20 protein-coding genes are annotated in these 18,752 nt (G+C 72.7%); 5 read left to right on the top strand and 15 right to left on the bottom strand.

What is annotated here, in order from left to right; genetic code table 11:
- Window positions 1-28 precede the first annotated feature (28 nt).
- The 10 genes from hypB to AB0O67_RS17020 all read right to left on the bottom strand — a co-directional run bounded on the left by hypB (window position 29) and on the right by AB0O67_RS17020 (window position 9,972).
- Window positions 29-724, bottom strand: coding sequence for a hydrogenase nickel incorporation protein HypB (hypB, locus tag AB0O67_RS17065; protein WP_365450737.1), 696 nt, complete (start codon window positions 722-724; stop codon window positions 29-31).
- Between the two features lie 2 nt (window positions 725-726).
- Window positions 727-1,122: a hydrogenase maturation nickel metallochaperone HypA gene (locus tag AB0O67_RS17060; protein WP_365450735.1), complete on the bottom strand. Its 396-nt coding sequence runs from the start codon at window positions 1,120-1,122 to the stop codon at window positions 727-729.
- Window positions 1,123-1,428: 306 nt separating this feature from the next.
- Complete coding sequence (locus AB0O67_RS17055; RefSeq protein ID WP_365450733.1) at window positions 1,429-1,965, bottom strand: hydrogenase maturation protease; 537 nt, start codon at window positions 1,963-1,965, stop codon at window positions 1,429-1,431.
- Complete coding sequence (locus tag AB0O67_RS17050) at window positions 1,962-3,422, bottom strand: hypothetical protein (protein ID WP_365450731.1); 1,461 nt, start codon at window positions 3,420-3,422, stop codon at window positions 1,962-1,964. Before AB0O67_RS17050 ends, AB0O67_RS17055 begins: the two co-directional genes overlap by 4 nt.
- Window positions 3,419-4,057 (bottom strand): DUF6084 family protein, encoded by a 639-nt coding sequence (locus AB0O67_RS17045; protein ID WP_365450729.1) that lies wholly within the window; start codon window positions 4,055-4,057, stop codon window positions 3,419-3,421. Before AB0O67_RS17045 ends, AB0O67_RS17050 begins: the two co-directional genes overlap by 4 nt.
- Window positions 4,054-4,689, bottom strand: coding sequence for a DUF5947 family protein (locus AB0O67_RS17040; RefSeq protein WP_365450727.1), 636 nt, complete (start codon window positions 4,687-4,689; stop codon window positions 4,054-4,056). Before AB0O67_RS17040 ends, AB0O67_RS17045 begins: the two co-directional genes overlap by 4 nt.
- 26 nt (window positions 4,690-4,715) lie before the next feature.
- A complete protein-coding gene (locus AB0O67_RS17035; protein WP_365450725.1) occupies window positions 4,716-5,285 on the bottom strand; it encodes a hypothetical protein in 570 nt (189 codons plus the stop codon).
- Window positions 5,282-7,063 (bottom strand): nickel-dependent hydrogenase large subunit, encoded by a 1,782-nt coding sequence (locus tag AB0O67_RS17030; RefSeq protein WP_365450723.1) that lies wholly within the window; start codon window positions 7,061-7,063, stop codon window positions 5,282-5,284. The genes AB0O67_RS17035 and AB0O67_RS17030 overlap by 4 nt, the downstream gene beginning before the upstream one ends.
- A gap of 63 nt (window positions 7,064-7,126) precedes the next feature.
- Window positions 7,127-8,215: a hydrogenase expression protein HypE gene (locus tag AB0O67_RS17025; RefSeq protein ID WP_365450721.1), complete on the bottom strand. Its 1,089-nt coding sequence runs from the start codon at window positions 8,213-8,215 to the stop codon at window positions 7,127-7,129.
- Between the two features lie 56 nt (window positions 8,216-8,271).
- Entirely contained in the window at window positions 8,272-9,972 is a 1,701-nt protein-coding gene (locus AB0O67_RS17020) for a hydrogenase maturation protein (protein WP_365450719.1), read from the bottom strand.
- Window positions 9,973-10,198: 226 nt separating this feature from the next.
- Here AB0O67_RS17020 and AB0O67_RS17015 point away from each other — a divergent pair, with 226 nt between their 5' ends.
- Entirely contained in the window at window positions 10,199-10,585 is a 387-nt protein-coding gene (locus tag AB0O67_RS17015; protein ID WP_365450717.1) for a hypothetical protein, read from the top strand.
- 368 nt (window positions 10,586-10,953) lie between these two features.
- Entirely contained in the window at window positions 10,954-11,490 is a 537-nt protein-coding gene (locus tag AB0O67_RS17010; RefSeq protein WP_365450715.1) for a MarR family transcriptional regulator, read from the top strand.
- Between the two features lie 32 nt (window positions 11,491-11,522).
- Here the strand turns inward: AB0O67_RS17010 and AB0O67_RS17005 are convergent, their stop codons facing one another.
- The 4 genes from AB0O67_RS17005 to AB0O67_RS16990 form a co-directional block, all read right to left on the bottom strand.
- On the bottom strand, window positions 11,523-12,275 hold the full coding sequence (locus AB0O67_RS17005) for a DUF4142 domain-containing protein (RefSeq protein WP_365450714.1): 753 nt from the start codon (window positions 12,273-12,275) through the stop codon (window positions 11,523-11,525).
- A gap of 159 nt (window positions 12,276-12,434) precedes the next feature.
- On the bottom strand, window positions 12,435-13,691 hold the full coding sequence (locus tag AB0O67_RS17000; protein ID WP_365450712.1) for a cation:proton antiporter: 1,257 nt from the start codon (window positions 13,689-13,691) through the stop codon (window positions 12,435-12,437).
- A 6-nt stretch (window positions 13,692-13,697) separates the two neighbouring features.
- Window positions 13,698-14,183 (bottom strand): TrkA C-terminal domain-containing protein, encoded by a 486-nt coding sequence (locus AB0O67_RS16995; protein ID WP_365450710.1) that lies wholly within the window; start codon window positions 14,181-14,183, stop codon window positions 13,698-13,700.
- A 358-nt stretch (window positions 14,184-14,541) separates the two neighbouring features.
- A complete protein-coding gene (locus tag AB0O67_RS16990; RefSeq protein WP_365450708.1) occupies window positions 14,542-15,258 on the bottom strand; it encodes an NAD(P)H-binding protein in 717 nt (238 codons plus the stop codon).
- A gap of 93 nt (window positions 15,259-15,351) precedes the next feature.
- On the opposite strand from AB0O67_RS16990, the gene AB0O67_RS16985 reads away from it, so the two are divergent.
- Complete coding sequence (locus AB0O67_RS16985) at window positions 15,352-16,035, top strand: TetR/AcrR family transcriptional regulator (protein WP_365450779.1); 684 nt, start codon at window positions 15,352-15,354, stop codon at window positions 16,033-16,035.
- A 98-nt stretch (window positions 16,036-16,133) separates the two neighbouring features.
- Complete coding sequence (locus AB0O67_RS16980; protein ID WP_365450706.1) at window positions 16,134-16,337, top strand: hypothetical protein; 204 nt, start codon at window positions 16,134-16,136, stop codon at window positions 16,335-16,337.
- A gap of 19 nt (window positions 16,338-16,356) precedes the next feature.
- Here AB0O67_RS16980 and AB0O67_RS16975 read toward each other — a convergent pair whose 3' ends face one another.
- Entirely contained in the window at window positions 16,357-18,054 is a 1,698-nt protein-coding gene (locus AB0O67_RS16975; RefSeq protein WP_365450704.1) for a PucR family transcriptional regulator ligand-binding domain-containing protein, read from the bottom strand.
- A gap of 227 nt (window positions 18,055-18,281) precedes the next feature.
- On the opposite strand from AB0O67_RS16975, the gene AB0O67_RS16970 reads away from it, so the two are divergent.
- Window positions 18,282-18,752 (top strand): aminotransferase class III-fold pyridoxal phosphate-dependent enzyme (locus AB0O67_RS16970; RefSeq protein ID WP_365450702.1); only part of this gene is annotated, 471 nt, incomplete at its 3' end.

The following is an 18,752-nucleotide window of genomic DNA, read 5'->3' as shown; positions in this document are numbered from 1 at the left end:
GGGACCGTGCCGGTCTGCGGCGTCGTGCTCACGCCTCGGTCCGGGCCATCACCGGAGCGTGGACGCCGTGCCCGTCGGCCACCGCCACAGCCCGGTCGACCAGGACGCCGGCGCCCTCACCGCCGCGCACGGAGGTCAGCACGACCTCGACGCCCGGATTGACCTGCTGCACATGGGCGCGGAAGGCGGCCTCGTCGAACTCCGCCGGTCCTGCCAGGTCGGACTTGGTGACGAGCACCAGCTGGGCCAGCCCGAACGCGGTCGGGTACTTCAGCGGCTTGTCCTCGCCCTCCGTGACGGACGCCAGGACAACGCGCAGCGACTCGCCGAGGTCGTAGGAGGCGGGGCACACCAGGTTGCCGACGTTCTCCACGAACAGCAGGCGGGTGTCCTCGGGCAGCCACTCGTGCAGATGGCCGGCCAGCATGTCCGCCTCCAGATGGCAGAGCCCGTCCGTGAGCACCTGCTTGACCGGCACGCCCGAACGCGCCAGCCGGACGGCGTCGTTCTCGGTGGCGAGGTCCGCGGTGAGCGCGGCGGTCGCGATGCCACGCTCCCGGGCGAGCAGCAACTCACGCTCCAGCAGCGCCGTCTTGCCACTGCCGGGGCTGGACAGGAGGTTGACCACCGTGGTGCCCCGGGCCGTCAGTTCGGTACGCAGGACGCGGGCCGCCATGGTGTTCTTGGCGAGCACCGCCTGCCGTAGGTCCACTACGCGGCACATGGTCAGCTCTCCTTGCGTGGGGTGGCGGGTGTGGGTGCGGGCGGGTCGGGGGGGTCGGCCCAGTGCACCTCGGTGATCCGCAGTTCACGACCCGCGAGCAGGTCGGTGGCGCCGCTCCCGCAGCCCGCGCAGACCATGTCGGGCGGCATCCCGGTGTCCCAGGCCCGCCCGCACGGCGCACAGGACGCCCGGCCGGGCACGGGCCGGGTGGTGAGCGCGGCGCCCTCCAGCACGGTCCCGGCACAGGCCAGTTCGAAGCAGAACGCGAGGGAGTCGGGCACCACTCCGGCGAGCTCGCCGATGTCGAGATGCACGGCGCCGACACCGGCCACGCCTCGTGAGTGCGCCGCTCGCTCGACCTGGTCCACGACCGACAGGGCGACGGACATTTCGTGCATCGGTCTCCGTCCCGGGCCGGGCTCAAGTCCTGGGCGCCCATTACACGGCGGGGGCCCGGCGGCCGGCCGAGCGGCGCGCCGGGGTCACACGGATGCCTGGCCCGTTCGGTGCACCCGGCCGGCGGTGGGCGCTCAGGTCGGTGTCACATACGGCGAATGCGCAGGTAGCGCTTGATGTCGGGCATGACGTGGGTGACCAACGCCGCGAGCGCGGTGGCGGCGGTCGCGGCGGCCGCCCCGCTGATGATGCGCTTCTTCATGGTGCTCTCCGTGGGGTGGGGGGTGCCTCGGCGAAGCCCTCGGCACCTATACGGCTGCTTCATCGCCTTCCTTCACGGTGGACGGGTCGCGCAGCAGCCCGGCGACCAGGCGCACCGCCTCGGGCAGCGCGGCGGCGACGGCCGGGCTGAGGCCGATGCCTTCCTCGACGGTGGCGGGTTCGCACCCCACCACCAGCGTGCGCCGCGGCGGCGGCGTACCGATGCCGGCGCACAGGGTGTCCAGCAGGGCCAGCACGGCGTCGGGCGACATCCGGTGGCCGTCGAGCGGCACGTCCTGCGGCGGGCGGCGACTGCCCGGCTCCGCCGCGTCGATGACGTACAACGTCCCGGGCCTGCCGCCGCGGGCCGTCGCGTCGAGGAGGACGAGGGTGTCGTACCCGTCGAGCAGCTGGTACGCCAGGTGCACCCCGCGGATGCCGATGTCGGCGACCTCGACGCCGGGGGGCAGCTCCTGCCCGGCCAGCAGACGTGCCGCCTCGACGCCGAAGCCGTCGTCGCCGAGGAAGATGTTGCCCACTCCGGCGACCAGGGCACGGGGGGGTGGTGCCGCGGCGGCGTTCACGCGTCCTCCCGGATCTCGGCGACGGCCACTTCGTCGGGCTGGAAGTACAGGAAACGCCCCTGCTCCCGGCGGATGTCGGCGCCCGGGTCGTCCTCCAGGGTGACGGCGATGTGCACACCGCCGTCGACGTCGTGCAGCACCGCCTCCACGAGTGCGTGCCGCCCGTCGACGAACAGGTCCTGCGCGTCGGTGTGCCGCAGCCGGGGCCGCAGCACGACCCGGCAGCCGGCCCGCACCGGCTGCCCGTCGACCAGCACGTGGTCGCTGGCCGGATCGACGGCGGTGTCCCCGCCCGGGTCCCACCACGGGGTGTCGGGGCGCATGACACCGTCCCGCCGGAAGGGATCGGCCTCGTCGGGCGTACGGAACTGCGGCACACCGTCCGTGGCACGCGCGGCCGGCCCCGTGACCTCCCGCAGGCCGCGTACCGCTCCGTGCAGCCGCTCCAGTACCTCCGGCGGCATCGAGTCGGCCAGGTCGATCACCGCTGCCGCCCGCTCGTCCGTGCCCCTGGCCTCGCGCTTCTCCTGGTCAGTCAGGGCGGCGGTGCGAAGGGCGAGGATCTCGTCGATCTCGGTCGCGTCGTACAGGGCGCCGGGGCTCTCCGGGGCGATCGCGGGGTGGTCCTCCAGGATGATCGGCGAGGAGAGCACCAGGTCACCGCGGCCCGGCTCACCGGCCAGCACCGGCCAGGTGTGCAGGTTGCGGCAGGCCGCGGCGGCCCCCTTGGCCCACTCCGGCGGGTCGGTCAGCGACAGGAACCGCCCGGCGTCCAGGCACAGCAGCGTGTGGCTCGCGACCAGCGAACGGGGCAGGACCGCGTCACGGTCGGCGCCCTCCGCGGGCAGCCAGTCACCGGTGTTCTCCACGACCACGCTCAACCGCTGCGTCCGGTACGGCCCGTCCAGCTCGCTCACCGACAGGCGCAGGGTGCCGCTGAGCTCTTCGCGGCGCCGCACCAGCCGGCCGACCGTCGCGCCGGCGCGGTCCGTCACGGGCTCGGTCTGCTCGGCCGCCGGCATGCCGAACGGCACGACGACGTCACCTTCCGCCAGCCTCGCCACCGGCACGACGAGCCTCACCTGCTCCTCGTGGCCCTCGTCCCAGGGGACCAGCAGCCGGTCGTCGAGGGCCAGTTCGGGCACCGTCTCGAAGCCGCCGCCGGGGCAGGCCCGCTGCACGCTGCGCCGCTGGGCGTGCAGGAAGCGCACCTCGACGGCGAGCGTCGCGCCCGGCCTGGGCTCCATCAGCAACTCGGTGTGCTGGAAGTCGTGCTCCTCGGTGGCCGCGCTCCACGCCGGGGGCACCAGCACGCCGAACTGCCAGCGCAGCCGGTTCTTCGCGGCGGAGGCACGGTACGGATAGAGCACGTACCCCTCGAACAGCACGGCGTCGGCGACCTGCCGGGCGACGGCCAGGCGGGCCTCTGCTTCGGGGCGGAAGGTCGTCGTGATCACGGTGTCCTCTCCCCGGCCGCCGTCATGAGCGCCTCGACGGTCTCCTGCCACGAGGGCAGCGCGCGCCGTGACCGGTACGCCACCAGGGCGTCCATGGTGTCCCGGGGCAGTCGGATCCAGCCGGAACCCGGGAAGTGCTGTTCGACCATCTCCCGCCACGTCTTCACCGGCATCCGGAATCCGGCCTCCCTGTCCCAGGGGACCGGCTCGACGCGGAAGCCGCCGTCACCGGTGAAGGCGGTGCCGGAGAACAGCATGAGCAGTGGCACCTCCCCGTCCTCCAGGGCGTCGAAGTAGCGGGTGGACGCGATGTCCATGTCGTAGGTGCAGGGCACCACGACATCGGTCTCGACCTCGCCGGTGAACCCGGGCACCATCACCTGCACCTGCGCGAACTGCAGCGGGTGGAGGGTGCTGCCCCACCGGGACCGTTCGCCGAACAGGTCGGTCAGCCCCGCGGCCTCGGAGTCGGCGTAGCCGCGCCGGGCGGGCTCGATCCGGATCTGGCAGCGCAACGCCAGCGCGTGCACCCGGGTGGGCGGGGACGCCGTGACACGCAGCCGGAACACCAGGGTGGGGCCCATGGCGTACGGTTCGGCGCGCACCCCCGTGCACGTGAACGCGAACTCGGTCACGACCGGCTCCCTCGCGGCTCACGGGCCTGATCACCGACGTGCGCGAAGAACGCCTCCAGGTCGGCACGGGCCTCCGCGCCGCCGTCGAAGCCCTGCCAGCGCAGCCGCATCCGGCCGACCAGTTCGTAACAGATGTCGACCGGGACCAGAAAGCACTCGACCCGGCCCTCGTGCCGGCGCAGAAGCAGCGCCTCGACGTCGGGTGCCAGCAGCCCGGCCAGTTCCGTGGCGGCCAGCACGGACTGCCAGCTCTCCGGGTCCAGTTCGCTCTCGGTCGCCCCGGCCGGGCTCGGGTACAGGGCGACCAGCCGGTCGAGGGCCGAGTTGCGGAAGAAGAACGCGACGCCGACGGGGATGCCGAGCCGCTCCCAGGCCTGCTCGTCGATCCGGTGTCCGGGATCGCGCAGATAGCGGCCGGGCACGGTGCGGAACCGGCCGTGCGTCTCCCCGGAGCGGTCGAGCAGTTGGGCGCAGGGATCGCAGGCGCAGGCCAAAGCTCGCTTCTCGACGTCGACGAGGTGCCGGTGCCGGGTGTCGGCGAGCGGCGCGGCGCACAGCTCGCAGCGCTCCTCACGGGGCCGGCGCGGGGTGGTGAAGCGGCTCAGGCCCCGGCGCCCGGTGCCGTTCCGCATGCGCCCCGGGCCGGTCTGCGGCGCGTTCACCGCGCGTCGGCCGACGAGCGGCCGCCCGTCCCGGCGCCGGGCGGAGCGGTGCCGATCTGCAGCAGCGCGGGCTCCCGCGCCGGGGCCTCCATCTCGACCGAGGTGACCTCCGGCGCGAAGCACGCCAGCGCTTCCCGGGCCGCCTCCTCGACGCCCCCGGTGCCACCGCAGCCACAGCCGCCGGAGCCGGCGGGCCGCAGCCGCAGCGCACCGGTCGCCGGGTCGAAGCCGGCGTTCTCCACGGGCTGGGGGAGGCTGTCGAGCGCGCGGGCGATGCGGGTGCGGGCGTCCTCCGGGTGCAGCCCGTGCAGTACCAGCAGGCTCGCCACCAGGTCGTCGCCGAGCAGGGCACCGAGGGCGGCGGACGCGTCGGCGGCGCGCTCGACCAGATCGAGGACGCGCGCCAGGCCGGCGCCGTAGAACTCCATGAGAACCCGCACGAGTTCCTCGGCCGCCTCGCACACCGCGGGGTCGCCGGAGGCGGCCAGCCGGTCGAGGACCTCCTCGACTTGCCGGCCGGCCGTCTCCGCGTTCACCGCGTTCACCGCGCCGGGCGTCCCGCTCATCCGGCCAGACCGCTCAGGCCGGTGGGGACGTGCATCGCCTTCGTCGTGCGGCCGTCACCGACGTACATGTGCACACCGCACGGCAGACACGGGTCGAAGCTGCGCACGGTGCGCATGATGTCGATGCCCTTGAAGTTCTCCGGCGGGTTCTCCTCGAAGATCGGCGTGTTCTGCACCGCGTCCTCGTAGGGGCCCGGTGTGCCGTAGGTGTCGCGGGTGGAGGCGTTCCACGGGGTGGGCGGGTACGGGTGGTAGTTGGCGATCTTGCCGTCCCGGATGACCATGTGGTGCGAGAGCACCCCGCGCACCGCCTCGGTGAAGCCGACGCCGATCGACTCGTCCGGCACGTCGAACTTCTCCCACGTCTGGGTTCGCCCGGCGCGTACCTCGGCGAGGCCCATCTCCGCGCTGTGCAGCGCCACCGCGGCGGCGTACGCCTGGAAGTAGGTCCGGGCGCGGTTGCGTTCGAGGGCGTTGCTCCACTTCGGGATCTTCCACTCGAAGGTGGTCTCCGGCTTGGTGAGCGTGCGCGGCAGGTTGATGACCACGCTGTGCCCGGTGGCCTTCACGTACCCGATGTCCACCAGGCCCGACAGGGCCGTCGACCACAGCCGGGCGAGGGGGCCGCCGCCGGTGTCCAGCGGCAGGTAGTCCTTGCCGTCGAACCAGCGCGGCGACATCACCCAGCTGTACTTGTCGTTGAAGTCCCGCTTCTGCGGCGCCGGGATGGTGTGCTGGTTCCAGGGGTGGCGCGGGTCGACGGGATTTCCCAGCGGGTCGTGCGTGACGAACTGCTCCTGGCCCACCCAGTCCTCGTAGTACGAGCTGCCGAGCAGGATCCGGATGCCGAGGTTGATCTCGGTGAGGTCGTTGGTGACCAGCTTGCCGTCCACGACGATGCCGGGGGTGACGAGCATCCGCCGGCCCCAGTCCGTCATGTTGGCGTACGTGAAGTCGCAGTACTCGGGGTCGTTGAACGCCCCCCAGCAGCCGAGCAGCACCCGGCGGCGGCCGACCTCCTCGTAGCCGGGCAGCGCCTCGTAGAAGAAGTCGAACAGGTCGTCGTGGAGCGGCACGACGCGCTTCATGAACTCCACGTACCGCATGAGGCGCGTCATGTAGTCCGTGAAGAGCTGCACGGAGCCGATGGTGCCGACGCCGCCCGGGTAGAGCGTGGAGGGGTGCACGTGGCGCCCCTCCATCAGGCAGAACATCTCCCGGGTGTAGCGGCTGACCGAGAGCGCCTCGCGGTAGAACTCGCCCTCCAGCGGGTTCAGGGCGCGCATGATGTCGGCGATCGTGCGGTAGCCGTGGTCGGCGGCGTGCGGCGCCTCGGTGCGCTCGGCGAGTTCCATGACGCCCGGGTTGGTCTCGCGGACCATCTTCTCGCAGTAGTCGACCCCGACCAGGTTCTCCTGGAAGATGTTGTGGTCGAACATGAACTCCGCGGACTCACCGCAGTTGATGATCCACTCACCGAGATGCGGCGGCTTCACGCCGTACGCCATGTTCTGCGCGTACACCGAGCAAGTGGCGTGGTTGTCACCGCAGATGCCGCAGATCCGGCTGGTGATGAAGTGCGCGTCGCGCGGGTCCTTGCCCCGCATGAAGACGCTGTAGCCGCGGAAGACCGACGAAGTGCTGTAGCACTCGGCGACCCGCTTCTGCTTGAAGTCGATCTTCGCGTGGATGCCGAGGCTGCCCACGATCCGGGTGATCGGGTCCCACGCCATCTCCACCAGTCCGGTGCCGTCACCGGATGTCGTCGAGGTCGCCATTGTGTCTGTGATGCCCTTCGGTCGGTCGGGTCTGCGAGGGGGAGAGCGGCCGGGGGAGCGTGGTCACCAGGGGGGCCGGTAGCCGGTGGTGATCTCCCGGCCCGTGTGCCGCCACTTGGGCTCCTTGTCCACCGTCTTCGCCGTGATGGACCGCAGCCTGCGGATCACCGCGCCGTAGGCACCGCTGGCGGTGCTGGAGAGCCTGCCGCCGGGCGGCTCGTCCATGAACGGCATGAACTTGTCGGGGAAGCCGGGCATCGTGCAGGCGATGCAGATGCCGCCCACGTTCGGGCAGCCGCCGATGCCGTTCATCCAGCCCCGCTTGGGCACGTTGCACTTGACGACCGGACCCCAGCAGCCGAGCTTCACCAGGCACTTGGGCGAGTCGTACTCCATCGCGAACTGGCCCTGCTCGTAGTAGCCGGCCCGGTCGCAGCCCTCGTGCACGGTCGCCCCGAACAGCCAGGTCGGCCGGAGCTTGTCGTCCAGCGGGATCATCGGCGCCGACCCCGCCGCCTGGTACAGCAGATACGTCAGCGTCTCGGCGAAGTTGTCCGGCTGGATCGGGCAGCCCGGCACGCACACGATCGGGATGCCCGCCTTCGACTTCCAGTCCCAGCCCAGGTAGTCGGGCACGCCCATCGCGCCGGTCGGGTTGCCTGCCATGGCGTGGATGCCGCCGTACGTGGCGCAGGTGCCGATCGCGACGACGGCCAGGGCCTTCGGGGCGAGCCGGTCGATCCACTCACTGGTGGTGATGGGCTGGCCGGTCTCAGGGTTGTCGCCGAAGCCGCACCAGTAGCCCTCCTGCTTGATCGCCTCGTTCGGGACGGACCCCTCGACCACGAGGACGAACGGGTCGATCTCCCCGCGCTCGCCCTTGAAGAACCATTCGATGAACGTGTCCGCGCCACCGACCGGACCGCACTCGAAGTCGATCAGCGGCCAGTGCACCGCGATCTTCGGCAGCCCCGGCAGCGCCCCCAGGGCGATCTCCTCGATGCTCGGCTGCATGGCGGCCGTCAGGGCGACCGAGTCGCCGTCGCAACTCAGCCCGGCGTTGATCCAGAGGATGTGGATCGGTTCCTCGTCCGTGCCGGGTGAGCCGGCCGCGTCCGGCTCCTGAGCCGTGGTCGGCGATGCTGCGTTCATCAACTGCCTCCCGTGGAGGAAAAACCTCGAAGCCGACGAATCGGCCCATGTTCCAGCTAAGCGTCGGGCAGCGCGGCGGCCCCCGCATCCGTAGCGGCCGGCCCGGCCGGCGCCCGCTCCTTGCGGACGAAGGCCCGGCGCAGTGCGTGATAGGGCGCGTCGGGGTCCGAGAAGATCCTGCGCATCCGGTGCAGTTCCCGCTCCCGGACCGCCGCCAGCGGGGTGACCGCCTCCCGGCGCTCGCACTCGGCCTTCTTCGCGGCAAGGCGTGACTGCGCAACGGCCGAGGTCGCCAGCCGGTGGGCCAGGAGAGTGACGTCGTCCGTGAAGCGCGCCGGAGGGCAGGCGACGACCCGGTCGATCAGCCCGATGTCCTGGGCGCGGGCGGCGGTGACCGGCAGCGCCTCCTGGGTGAGCCGCTCCGCCATGGCCGCGCCGACCCGGCGGGGCAGGCTGTACGTCCAGTACTCGGAGCCGTACAGCCCCATGCGCCGGTAGTGAGGATTGAGCACCGAGCCGGAGCGGCACCAGACCACGTCGGCGGCCAGTGCCAGCATCACGCCTCCGGCCGCTGCGTTGCCGCCGACGGCGCTCACGACGAGCCGGTCGGTGGTGGTGAGGACCGCCTCGACGAGGTCGTCCATCGCGTTGATGTTCGCCCAGGACTCCGCGGCCGGCTCGGCGGCGGCCTCGATGACACCGAGGTGGATCCCGTTCGAGAAGAAGTCGCGCCCGGCTCCCAGCACCAGCACGGTGGTCGGCCGCTCGCACGCCGCCCGGTAGGCGGCCAGCAGCCGCCGGCACCGGTCGGTGGACATCGCCCCGCCCGGGAACGCGAACGACAGGACACCCACCGGTCCGTCCTCCCGGTACCGGATGTCGGACCAGGAGGAGTCCCCCGCCGGGTCCAGGTCCGGCAGCCGGGGCAGCCGCGCGCCCATGGCGGTCACGGCGGGCAGCTTGCACGCGCGCGGGGCACCGGCGGCCGTACGCTCCCGCAGCTCTGGGATCCAGACCGCGCCGTCCGTCGTGGCCCGGCAGATCGCGCCCGCCCGGGTCGCCAGCAGCTCACCGGGGCGACCCCGCAGCCGGAGCTCGGGATGTCCGCCGTGCAGGAACCACTGCGCGCCCAGCAGCTCGTCGAGCACACCGGGCTGCGAGTCGGCGGCGCGCAGGGTGCGCAGCACGGCGTCGGTGGAGTCGTCGGCCCAGGAGATGCGGCGGTCCTCCTGGCGCATCACGGGCCTGGTCCGCGCGCCGGCCGCCCTCGGCAGGGTGGCCTGATCCCGCGGTACGTACCGGCCGGAGGCGAACCGCTCCACGGCCAGCAGCACCGCCTCGACCGCCGCGTCGGACACCTCGTTCCGGTACAGCTCGCTCTTGCCCACGCGGGGGAGGGGGCAGGCGGCCGTCGCCCACACCGGCCCGGCGTCCATCTCCTCGTCGGCCTGGAGCACGGTCACGCCCCACTCGCGGGCGCCGTCACGGATGGCCCAGTCCAGCGAGGAGGGGCCCCGGTCGCCCACGGGGCCGGGGTGGACGATCAGGCAGGTGCGGGCCGACCACACGTCGCGCGGTACGACGGTCTTCAGCATCGGCGCCACGACCAGGTCGGGCGCGTGCCGCCGGACGGCCGCCCGTACGTCGTCGCCGCGGGGCGTCACCTCGACGGCCACACCGTGCCCGCGCTCGCGCAGCTCCGCGTGCACACGCTGGGTGAGGCTGTTGTAGGCGCTGCCGATGAGCAGGATGCGCATGCCCGTGATGGTCATACAGACGCATCGGTGGACGTCGAAGCGAATCCCGGCGGTCACTCGTAGGTGGTGGGCTTCCCGCCATATGCCGCAGGGGCCGCCGCCCGCGACTCGGGCACCCCCCCTTGGTCAGGTCGATATGCCCCAGTTGTCGGCAAGTGGGAGAATCGCTAGCGACCGGGCACGCCTCGAGCGCGCCCCCTCCGACAGCGGACAGGCAGGTCGGCGCATGGCCAAGGAACGCAAGTCGTCGAAGCCGTCTCACGGCCGTGGGCCGAGCCGGCACGAGGGGACCGAGCAGCACGGCTGGTCCCCCGACGTCGACGAGACGCGACAGCAGGACAACCCCAGTGCCCGGCGCTCCTTCCGGGCCGAGGAGAACGCGCCCCAGCGCGGATCGGGACGCATCAAGTCCAAGGAGGAGCGCACCTCCGTCCCCGGTGACGTCGCCGGCAGTGAGGGGCGCAGCGGCGAGGACTACGCCGAGGAGTCGGAGAAGGGCATGCGGGACACCGGTCGCAGGGGCCGCTCCGGCCGGCCCAGCGGCACCAAGGACGACGACGCCTTCACCGGTGTCGACCCGAACGACTCCGAACCCGGACACCGCCCGGGCTGACGACCGGGCGCTCTCGAGGCGGCCGGACCACCGGCCGCCCGTCCCCCCGTCCTCGCTCGCGGTTACTCGGGAACCGCAGGAGAGTCGTCGCCGACCGCGCGGGACGCATCTCGCCGACCGGGACATCGCATGGGGACCAAGCAGTTCGGCGGCGTGCCCGAGGACGCGCTCCTCAGGCGCGCCGAGTGATCCGTCGGCATGCGTACGATCGTACACTCGGGTCGGTGGTCGCCCGTCATCTGGCGCGCACCCACCGAGTGTCCTCGCGTAGGGAGGTGCTCGCCGTCACGCCCCGCGATGGTCATGGTCCGGGAAAATCTGCGCCGGTGAGATGCGTGCCGGGGTGCCCCGGCGCGATAGAAAGGGGCATGGCGGAGCGTGAGGAGCCCGTGAAGGGCATGGACGATGTGGACGCGGTCACCCGAGCGGTGCTCACCGCGTCACGGCTGCTGGTGGCGGTGTCCGCCCGGTCCCTCGCCCAGGTCGAGGAACGCGTGACACTCCCGCAGTTCCGCATGCTGATGGTGCTGTCCACACGCGGCGCCACCAAGCTGGTGGCGCTCGCCGACCAGCTTCAGGTGTCCCCCTCGACAGCGATGCGGATGGTCGACCGGCTGATCGCGGCCGGGCTGGCCGACCGGCAGACCAATCCGGCCAACCGCCGCGAGACCCTCCTCCAGCTCACGGACGAAGGCCGGCGCACCGTAGCCTTCGTGACCGCGCGGCGCCGGGCCGAGATCGCCACGATCGTCCAGCGACTGGACCCGGACCAGCGCGCGGCGCTCGTCGCCGCGCTCACCGCCTTCAACGACGCGGGCGGAGAACCCCTCGCGCCCGCACAGGGCGACCCGGGCCCGCACCCGCTCGGCTGGGAGGACCCCCCGGCCGAGCGGTACGGCGCCTGAGGCCGCCGTGCCGCGTCGTCGCCCTTGACAGGTCAGCCCACCTGCCCGGCGGGCGTCGGGCTCGGCGTCGGCGACGTGGTCTGCACATCGAGGTCGGGGCGCGGCTTGAGGGCCAGGATCGGGGAACCCGGCTGGGGCGGAGGCGGGGTCAGCTGCTCCTTGGGCAGCTTCGGCGGCGCGGTCTGCTGGAACTGGACCTGCTCGTAGTTGACCATGCCGGTCTTCTCCAGCACCGTGATGTGGTCGAGGACGGTGTCGTTGGCCTGGTCGGCCAGCGCACGGACCAGCGTGTTCTTGGTGTTGGCGCGGATCTTGGCGATCGCCGGGAAGATCTGGCCGTGGGTCACGCGCATGATGTTGACCGCCGTGATGTCGAACTGGTTGCCCGTCTCCGAGTCCACGGTCGCCACGAACTGCTGCTGCTGCGGCGTCGCCTGGTTGGGCAGGGTGATGCCGAGTTCGGGGGCGATTCTGCGGCAGGTGGCGTCCAGCCCCGCGTGCCCGACGATGAGGTGCTCGCCGGCCTCCTTCATCTCCGGCGTGGTGCCCCGCGCCATGGCCATCTCCCCGAGCGGGTACTCCCACAGCCCGGCCGAGCGGACCTTGACGACGAAGTCACGATCGGCCTCGGTCAGCGGACCGTAGGGCGTGTTCGCGATGATGCGGTCCGGAGAGCCGGCGGTGTTCTCGATCCCGAGCATGGCCGGGTACGCGAGGGCGGCGACGGTCAGACCCAGGGCGCCGAACACGAAGATGCTTCCCAACTTGCTGGGTGAGACGGGCATGGGGCCTCCTGACGCGAGTGGCTGGTACGTCAGGAGGTACGGACGGGCGGCCCGGATTCATCATTGCACTGGTCAAATTTTGCATGCTGCGACGTGTTCTGCGTCACAGGTCCGCGTCAGGGTTCGTGTCCCGGGCGCGCGTCCCGGCGCCACCGTCCGTCAGGCCCGGCCGACTGTGTCCTGGTCGTCCAGCGGCTCGTGCGGTTCCAGGCCGCCCGCCGACCCCGCCTTCCCGTCCGCCGACGCGGACCCGCGGCGGCGCCGGCGGGCGAGCCGTGAGGCGACAGGCTCGGTGTAGCGGGCGGTGAGCGGGCCGAGCATCACCAGGATCAGGACGTACGCGGTGGCCAGCGGGCCGAGGGAGGGCTCGATCCCGTCGGTGACGGCGAGCCCGGCGATGACGATGGAGAACTCGCCGCGAGCCACCAGCGTGCCGCCCGCCCGCCAGCGGCCCCTCGGGCCGACGTCCGTCCGTCGGGCCGCCCAGTAGCCGGTGGCGATCTTCGTCAGCGCGGTGACGGCGGCCAGGGCGAGGGCGGGCAGCAGGACGGGCGGGATGCTCGCCGGGTCGGTGTTGAGGCCGAAGAAGACGAAGAAGACGGCGGCGAACAGATCCCGCAACGGGGCGAGCAGGCTGTACGCGCCCTCGGCGACCTCGCCCGACAGCGCGATGCCGACCAGGAAGGCGCCCACCGCCGCGGACACCTGCACCTGCTGGGCGAGCCCGGCGATCAGCAGGGTCAGCCCGAGGACGACCAGCAGCAGCTTCTCCGGGTCGTCGCTGGAGACGAACCGCGAGATGACCCGGCCGTAGCGCACCGCGAGAACGAGGACGAGGGCGGCGGCGCCCAGCGCGATGGCCAGGGTGATGCCGCCGGCCGCCAGGCCGATGCCCGCCACCAGGGCTGTCAGGATGGGCAGGTAGACGGCCATGGAGAGGTCTTCGAGGACCAGGATGCTCAGCACGACGGGTGTCTCACGGTTTCCCAGCCGGCCCAGGTCGCCGAGGATCTTGGCGATCACGCCGGAGGACGAGATCCAGGTGACGCCCGCCAGGACGACGGCCGCGACCGGGCCCCAGCCGAGCAGCAGCGCCAGCGCGGCGCCCGGCACGGCGTTGAGGGCGAAGTCGACCAGGCCGGCCGGGTAGTGGGACTTGAGGTTGGTGACGAGGTCGCTGGCCGTGTACTCCAGGCCGAGCATGAGCAGCAGCAGGATGACGCCGATCTCGGCCCCGACGGCGATGAACTCCTCGCTGGCCCCCAGCGGAAGCAGTCCGCCTCTGCCGAACGCCAGCCCCGCCAGCAGATACAGCGGTATCGGCGAGAACCGCAGCCGGCCCGCGAACCGGCCCAGCAGCCCCAGGGCGAGGATGATCGCCCCGAACTCGATCAGGAACACGGCCGAGGAGTGCACGGCGGCTCACTCCCGCCCGAGTGACCCGGCGGCAGCCTCCACGCCCTCGCGGGTGCCGATCACGATCAGGGTGTCTCCGCCGGCCAGCCGGAAGTCCGGCGTGGGGGAGGGGATCGCCTCGGCCCGGCGCAGGACGGCCACGATCGAGGCGCCGGTCGTGGTGCGCAGCCGGGTCTCGCCGAGCAGCCGCCCGTTCCAGTGCGAGCTGCCGGACAGCTCGATCCGCTCGGCCACCAGGCCCAGGTCGGCGGGGGACAGCAGGTTCGGTGCGTGGTGCTCTGGCAGCAGCGCGTCCACGAGAGCGGCCGCCTCCTCGGCGGTGAGCCGCACGGACAGGGCGCAGTCGTCCGGGTCGTCCGTGCGGTACGTGCTGAGGGTGCGCACCCCGTCGCGGTGCGCGACCACCGACAGGCGCCACTGGTCGCGAGTGGTCAGGTCGTACCGGACGCCGATCCCCGGCAGCGGCGTACTGCTCAGGCGTGTGGCAGCCATGGCGGCCCCCTCTCGCGCGGGGCACCGGCGGCGGCGACCGTGGGGAAGCGCCGTGGCGTCCCGGTCCGGGCCTGTGAGAACCATTTTAGGCGCGGCGGTCCGCACAGGTTCGCGCCGTCACCGGCGGCGGCGCGCCGGGGCGGGGGTGATCCGCGATGCGCGTCGTTGGCCGGACGGCCGCGCCCCGCCGCGGCAGGACGGCGCCGCCACTCGATTCCTGGCCCGCGCGCGCTCAACGGCCCGGAGCGCGCGGTGACTTCGGGACCCGGCCCCGGCACTGCCCGACGAGCGGGCACCGGCCGTCACCGCGTAGGCGCGACGGCCGGCGCCGTGGGCACCAGGCGTCGGCCGCCCGATGCTAGGCGCGGTCGGGCGGGCCGCCGGTGTGGGCGAGGGCGCTGGGGGTTCGCCGGCCGACGATCGCCGGGGCCTCCTGGACGAGCGTGTCGTCGGTGAGCGCCTCGACCATGAACAGCGCGAAATCCACCCGGCGCGTCAGGTTGCCGGCCAGCACGGGGTCGCCCACGTGCCGGCTCCACACGGGCAGGCCCTGGCTCTCGCCCTCTTCCAGGGTGCTGCCGCGCACCACGGTCCAGCGGGTGTCGCTGGCGAACACCCGTCGGCATGCCTCCACCTGGTCGTCGATCTCGACGGCGCGGACGAGCTTGCCCAGCACGGCGGCGACCCGGACGCCCAGGGTGAACAGCCGCGAGTACCTGTCCTTGCCGTCGCGCGTGATGTGCCAGCCGCACGAGAAGACCAGGCGCGCGCCCGGCCGTGCGTGGTCGAGCACCGCCTGCGCCGTGCCCGACGCGTACTGCCGCACGCCCCAGGGCACCAGCACCGTCAGCACTCCGTCGCACCCGGCGACCGCGCGCCGGATCACCTCCGGGTCGTTCGTGCGTCCCGGGACGACGGTCATCCGGCCTTCGAACGCGGCCAGCTTCGGCACGCTGGCCTCCCGGCACACGCCGACCACCTCGTAGCCGCGGTCCAGTGCGTGCCTGACCATGTACTGCCCGAGCTTGCCCGAAGCTCCGACGACGCAGACCTTGTTCACTCGATCCGTACTCATGGTGCAGCCCCTTCGCCGGCCTGCTGACCTTACTTAGTAAGGCAAGCTAGCCGTATGCTGAGAGGCAGTCAACGGGCAGGAACGGAGGGGCAGATGCGCGAGGGCGGCAAGGGCCGGCGCGGGGCGTCGGCGCGCACCCCGCTCAGTCGTGAGCGTGTGATCCGCACGGCCGTGGCGGTGGCGGACGAGAAGGGGTCGGCGTCGCTCACCATGCGGGCCGTCGCCGCGGCGCTGGGAGTCGAGGCGATGTCGCTCTACCACCACGTGGCGGGCAGGGAGGAGATCCTCGACGGCATGGTGGACGCCGTGTTCGGCGAGATCGACCTGCCGCCGCGCGACACGGACTGGAAGAGCGCCATGCGCCACCGCGCGCTCTCCGCCCGTGCCGCCCTGCGGCGCCACCCCTGGGCCATCGGTCTGATGGACTCCCGCTCCCGGCCCGGCCCGGCGACCCTGCGCCACCACGACGCCGTCATCGGAGCGTTGCGTGCCGGGGGATTCTCCGTCCCGATGACCGCGCACGCCGTCTCGCTGATCGACAGCTACCTGTACGGCTTCGTGCTCCAGGAGCTCAGCCTGCCGTTCACGGGCGCGGCGGAGCTGGACGAGGTCGCGAGCGCGATCCTGCGCGAGATGCCCGCGGACACCTACCCCCACCTGACCGAACTGGCCACCGAGCACGTCCTCCGGCCCGGCTACCGCTATGCCGACGAGTTCACCTTCGGCCTCGCCCTCATCCTCGACGCCCTCCACCCGGACGAGACCGCGCGGGCCTAGCGCGTCCGGCTCCCGGTCGAGCACTCGGTGCCGCAGCCACTCGGCTCGGCGCGCGGGCGGTCTCGGCGGTCGCCGCGTCCTCCATCAGTCCGTACGGCGTGAGCGCGCCCTGCCCGCGCGGCCGGGCGGCGAAGCGGCACAGTTCGATCGCGGTGTCGGTGCGGACGCCCTCCGGGGTGGGCGGGCCGCCGATCCGGCGCACGGCCGGCGGGTCGGCCGCGCCGACCTCGACGTCGTCGCGGATCGACCACGACAGCGGCACGTTCGTGCCGTATCCGGTCGTGGACCGACGAGAGGCCTGAACAGCACCCGACGGCGGCGTCACCCGAGTCGCAGGACGTCGAGCGCCGTGAGTGCCGTGTGCAGTTCGGTGCGCTCCTCGCCTGATTCGAGGTCGCAGCCCAGGACCCGCTCGATGGTGCGCAGACGCTGGTAGACGGTCTCCCGGGACAGGTTGCCGCGGCGGGCGGTGGTGGTCTTGTTGCCTGCCGCGTCCAGGTAGTGGCGCAGGGTCGTCAGCAGATCGGTGCCGTGCCGGGTGTCGTGGTCGACGAGGGGGCCGAGCCGTCGTTCGGCGAAGTCCTGGACCCGGATGTCCGCGCGGAGCGCGAACAGCAGATGGCGCAGGCCGACGTCGGACTGCTCGTGGAACGACCTGCCGTCGGGGAGCGGCCGGCCGGGCAGGGCCGCCTCGGCCACGCGGGCCGCCGCGCGGAAGGAGCGGGGGGCGTCGGCGAGACGGGTGACCTCCGGACCCACGCTCACCACCGCTTCGGGGTACGCCCCCAGCACGACGCGGCTCAGCCGCTCGGCGGTGGGCCGCCACTGCTGCGCCGGCCGCAGGGCCAGCAGGACGCCGATCCGCCCGGGGGCCAGCGTGCCGACGAGGGCCGGCAGGCCAAGCGCCGTGAGTTCCTGGGACAGCCGGCTCTCCAGGCCGGCCTCGTCGCCCGCGGTCCCCCCGTCCGTCAGCACGGCCAGGTAGACGGCGCCTTCGGTGGGCAGCCCCAGCGCGGCGAAGCGGGCGCGGGCGTCCTCGGGGGAGTGGTGACGCTGCTCGGTGAGGTCGCGCAGGGCGCTGCGGTGGGCGGTGCGCTCCCAGGAGGTGGCGTGGATCAGGCGGGCGATGGTGAGGGCCATCGCCGTCCGCTCCAGGACGGTGACGTCCTCGGGCGAGAACGCCGGTGCCCCGCCGACGGCTGCCGGGCCCGGCGGGGGCGGCAGCATGGCGACGCGCCCCCACTGTTCGCCCTGGTACGCCACCGGCGTCACCAGCCAGCCCTCGGGCCCGCGCGTCCGCGGCTGATCGCCCGGGGGAGTCGACCGGGAGCGCTGCTCCCAGCCGGCGAGCGCCTCCTCCACCGTGCTGCCGGAGGGCTCGCAGATCAGGGCCTGGTGCACCAGGTTCTCCAGGACGACCGTGCGGCCGCTCATCTGCGCCGCCGCCCGCATGACGTCCTCGGGTCCCGCGCCGCGCAGGGTCAGAGCGGTGAACGCCTCGTGGATGCGCTGGGTACGGCGCATCGCGTCCGCCTGGGTGCCGAGGATCAGGGCGTGCACGACCTGGGTGACCTCCAGGAAGTTGACGTCCCTGGCCAGGGTGACGAGCGGCATCTCCCGGGACCGGCAGGCCTGCACGAGGGCGTCGGGCGGCCGGTGGTAGCGCCGTACGAGTTCGATCACCAGGGCCGCGGCATCGACGTCGGCGAGTTCGTCCACGTAGCGGCGGATGCCCGCCGTGTCCTCGGGCAGGGGCATGCCGGTGGTCAGGACGAGTTCACCGCCCTTGAGGAAGGAGGCCGGGTCGGTGAGTTCGGTGATGTGCACCCAGCGCACCGGCCGGTCGAGGCGCGTGACGCCGGTGACGACCTGCGGCTGACCGGCCGCCAGCACCGGGAGCGCCAGGGCGTCGGCCACCGTGAGGGAGCGGCCGCTTCCCGACGCCCCGCCGCCCGGCCGCGCTCCCTCGCCCGTCCCGTGCCCGTCCGGGGGCCGAATCGGTCCGGCACTCTGGCTCATCCTGCCTCCCTGCCCGTCCGGACACTCTGACAACCGGTGCTGACCTGTGCAAGAGCGGCCCCGGTGAGGCGCGCGAGGCCCAGGACCCCGCATCCGCCCCCGCGTGGTTGACACAACGTCCGGACTCCGCGCCCGCACCGGACAGTTCGGGCATTGTCCGCGCCGGGGACGGACCGCGACGCTCGACACGTCGGAGCAGTCCGCAACGCATCGGCCGGGAGACGACCATGACCGCACTGTCGCCGCACCTTCGCCAGGCCACGCCCGTCACGGCGGTCCGGGGCGAGGGCGTCCACCTCTACGGCGAGGACGGCCGCCGCTATCTCGACTTCACCGCCGGCATCGGCGTCACCAGCACCGGGCACTGTCACCCCAGGGTCGTGGCGGCGGCGCGGGAGCAGGTGGGCACCCTCGTCCACGGCCAGTACACGACCGTCATGCACCGCCCGCTGCGGCACCTCGTCGAGAAACTCGGCGAGGTGCTGCCCGAGGGCCTGGACAGCCTGTTCTTCACCAACTCCGGCAGCGAGGCCGTCGAGGCCGCGCTGCGGCTGGCCCGCCAGGCCACCGGCCGGCCCAACATCCTGGTCTGCCACGGCGGTTTCCACGGCCGTACGGTCGCCGCCGCCGCGATGACCACGTCCGGCATCCGCTTCCGCTCCGGTTTCTCGCCCCTGATGAGCGGTGTCGTCGTCACC

It is taken from the genome of Streptomyces sp. NPDC086077, from assembly GCF_040686175.1.
Taxonomy (GTDB): domain Bacteria; phylum Actinomycetota; class Actinomycetes; order Streptomycetales; family Streptomycetaceae; genus Streptomyces.
Note: the sequence above shows the minus strand (reverse complement) of the source record. Positions and strands in the feature narration are given on the sequence as shown.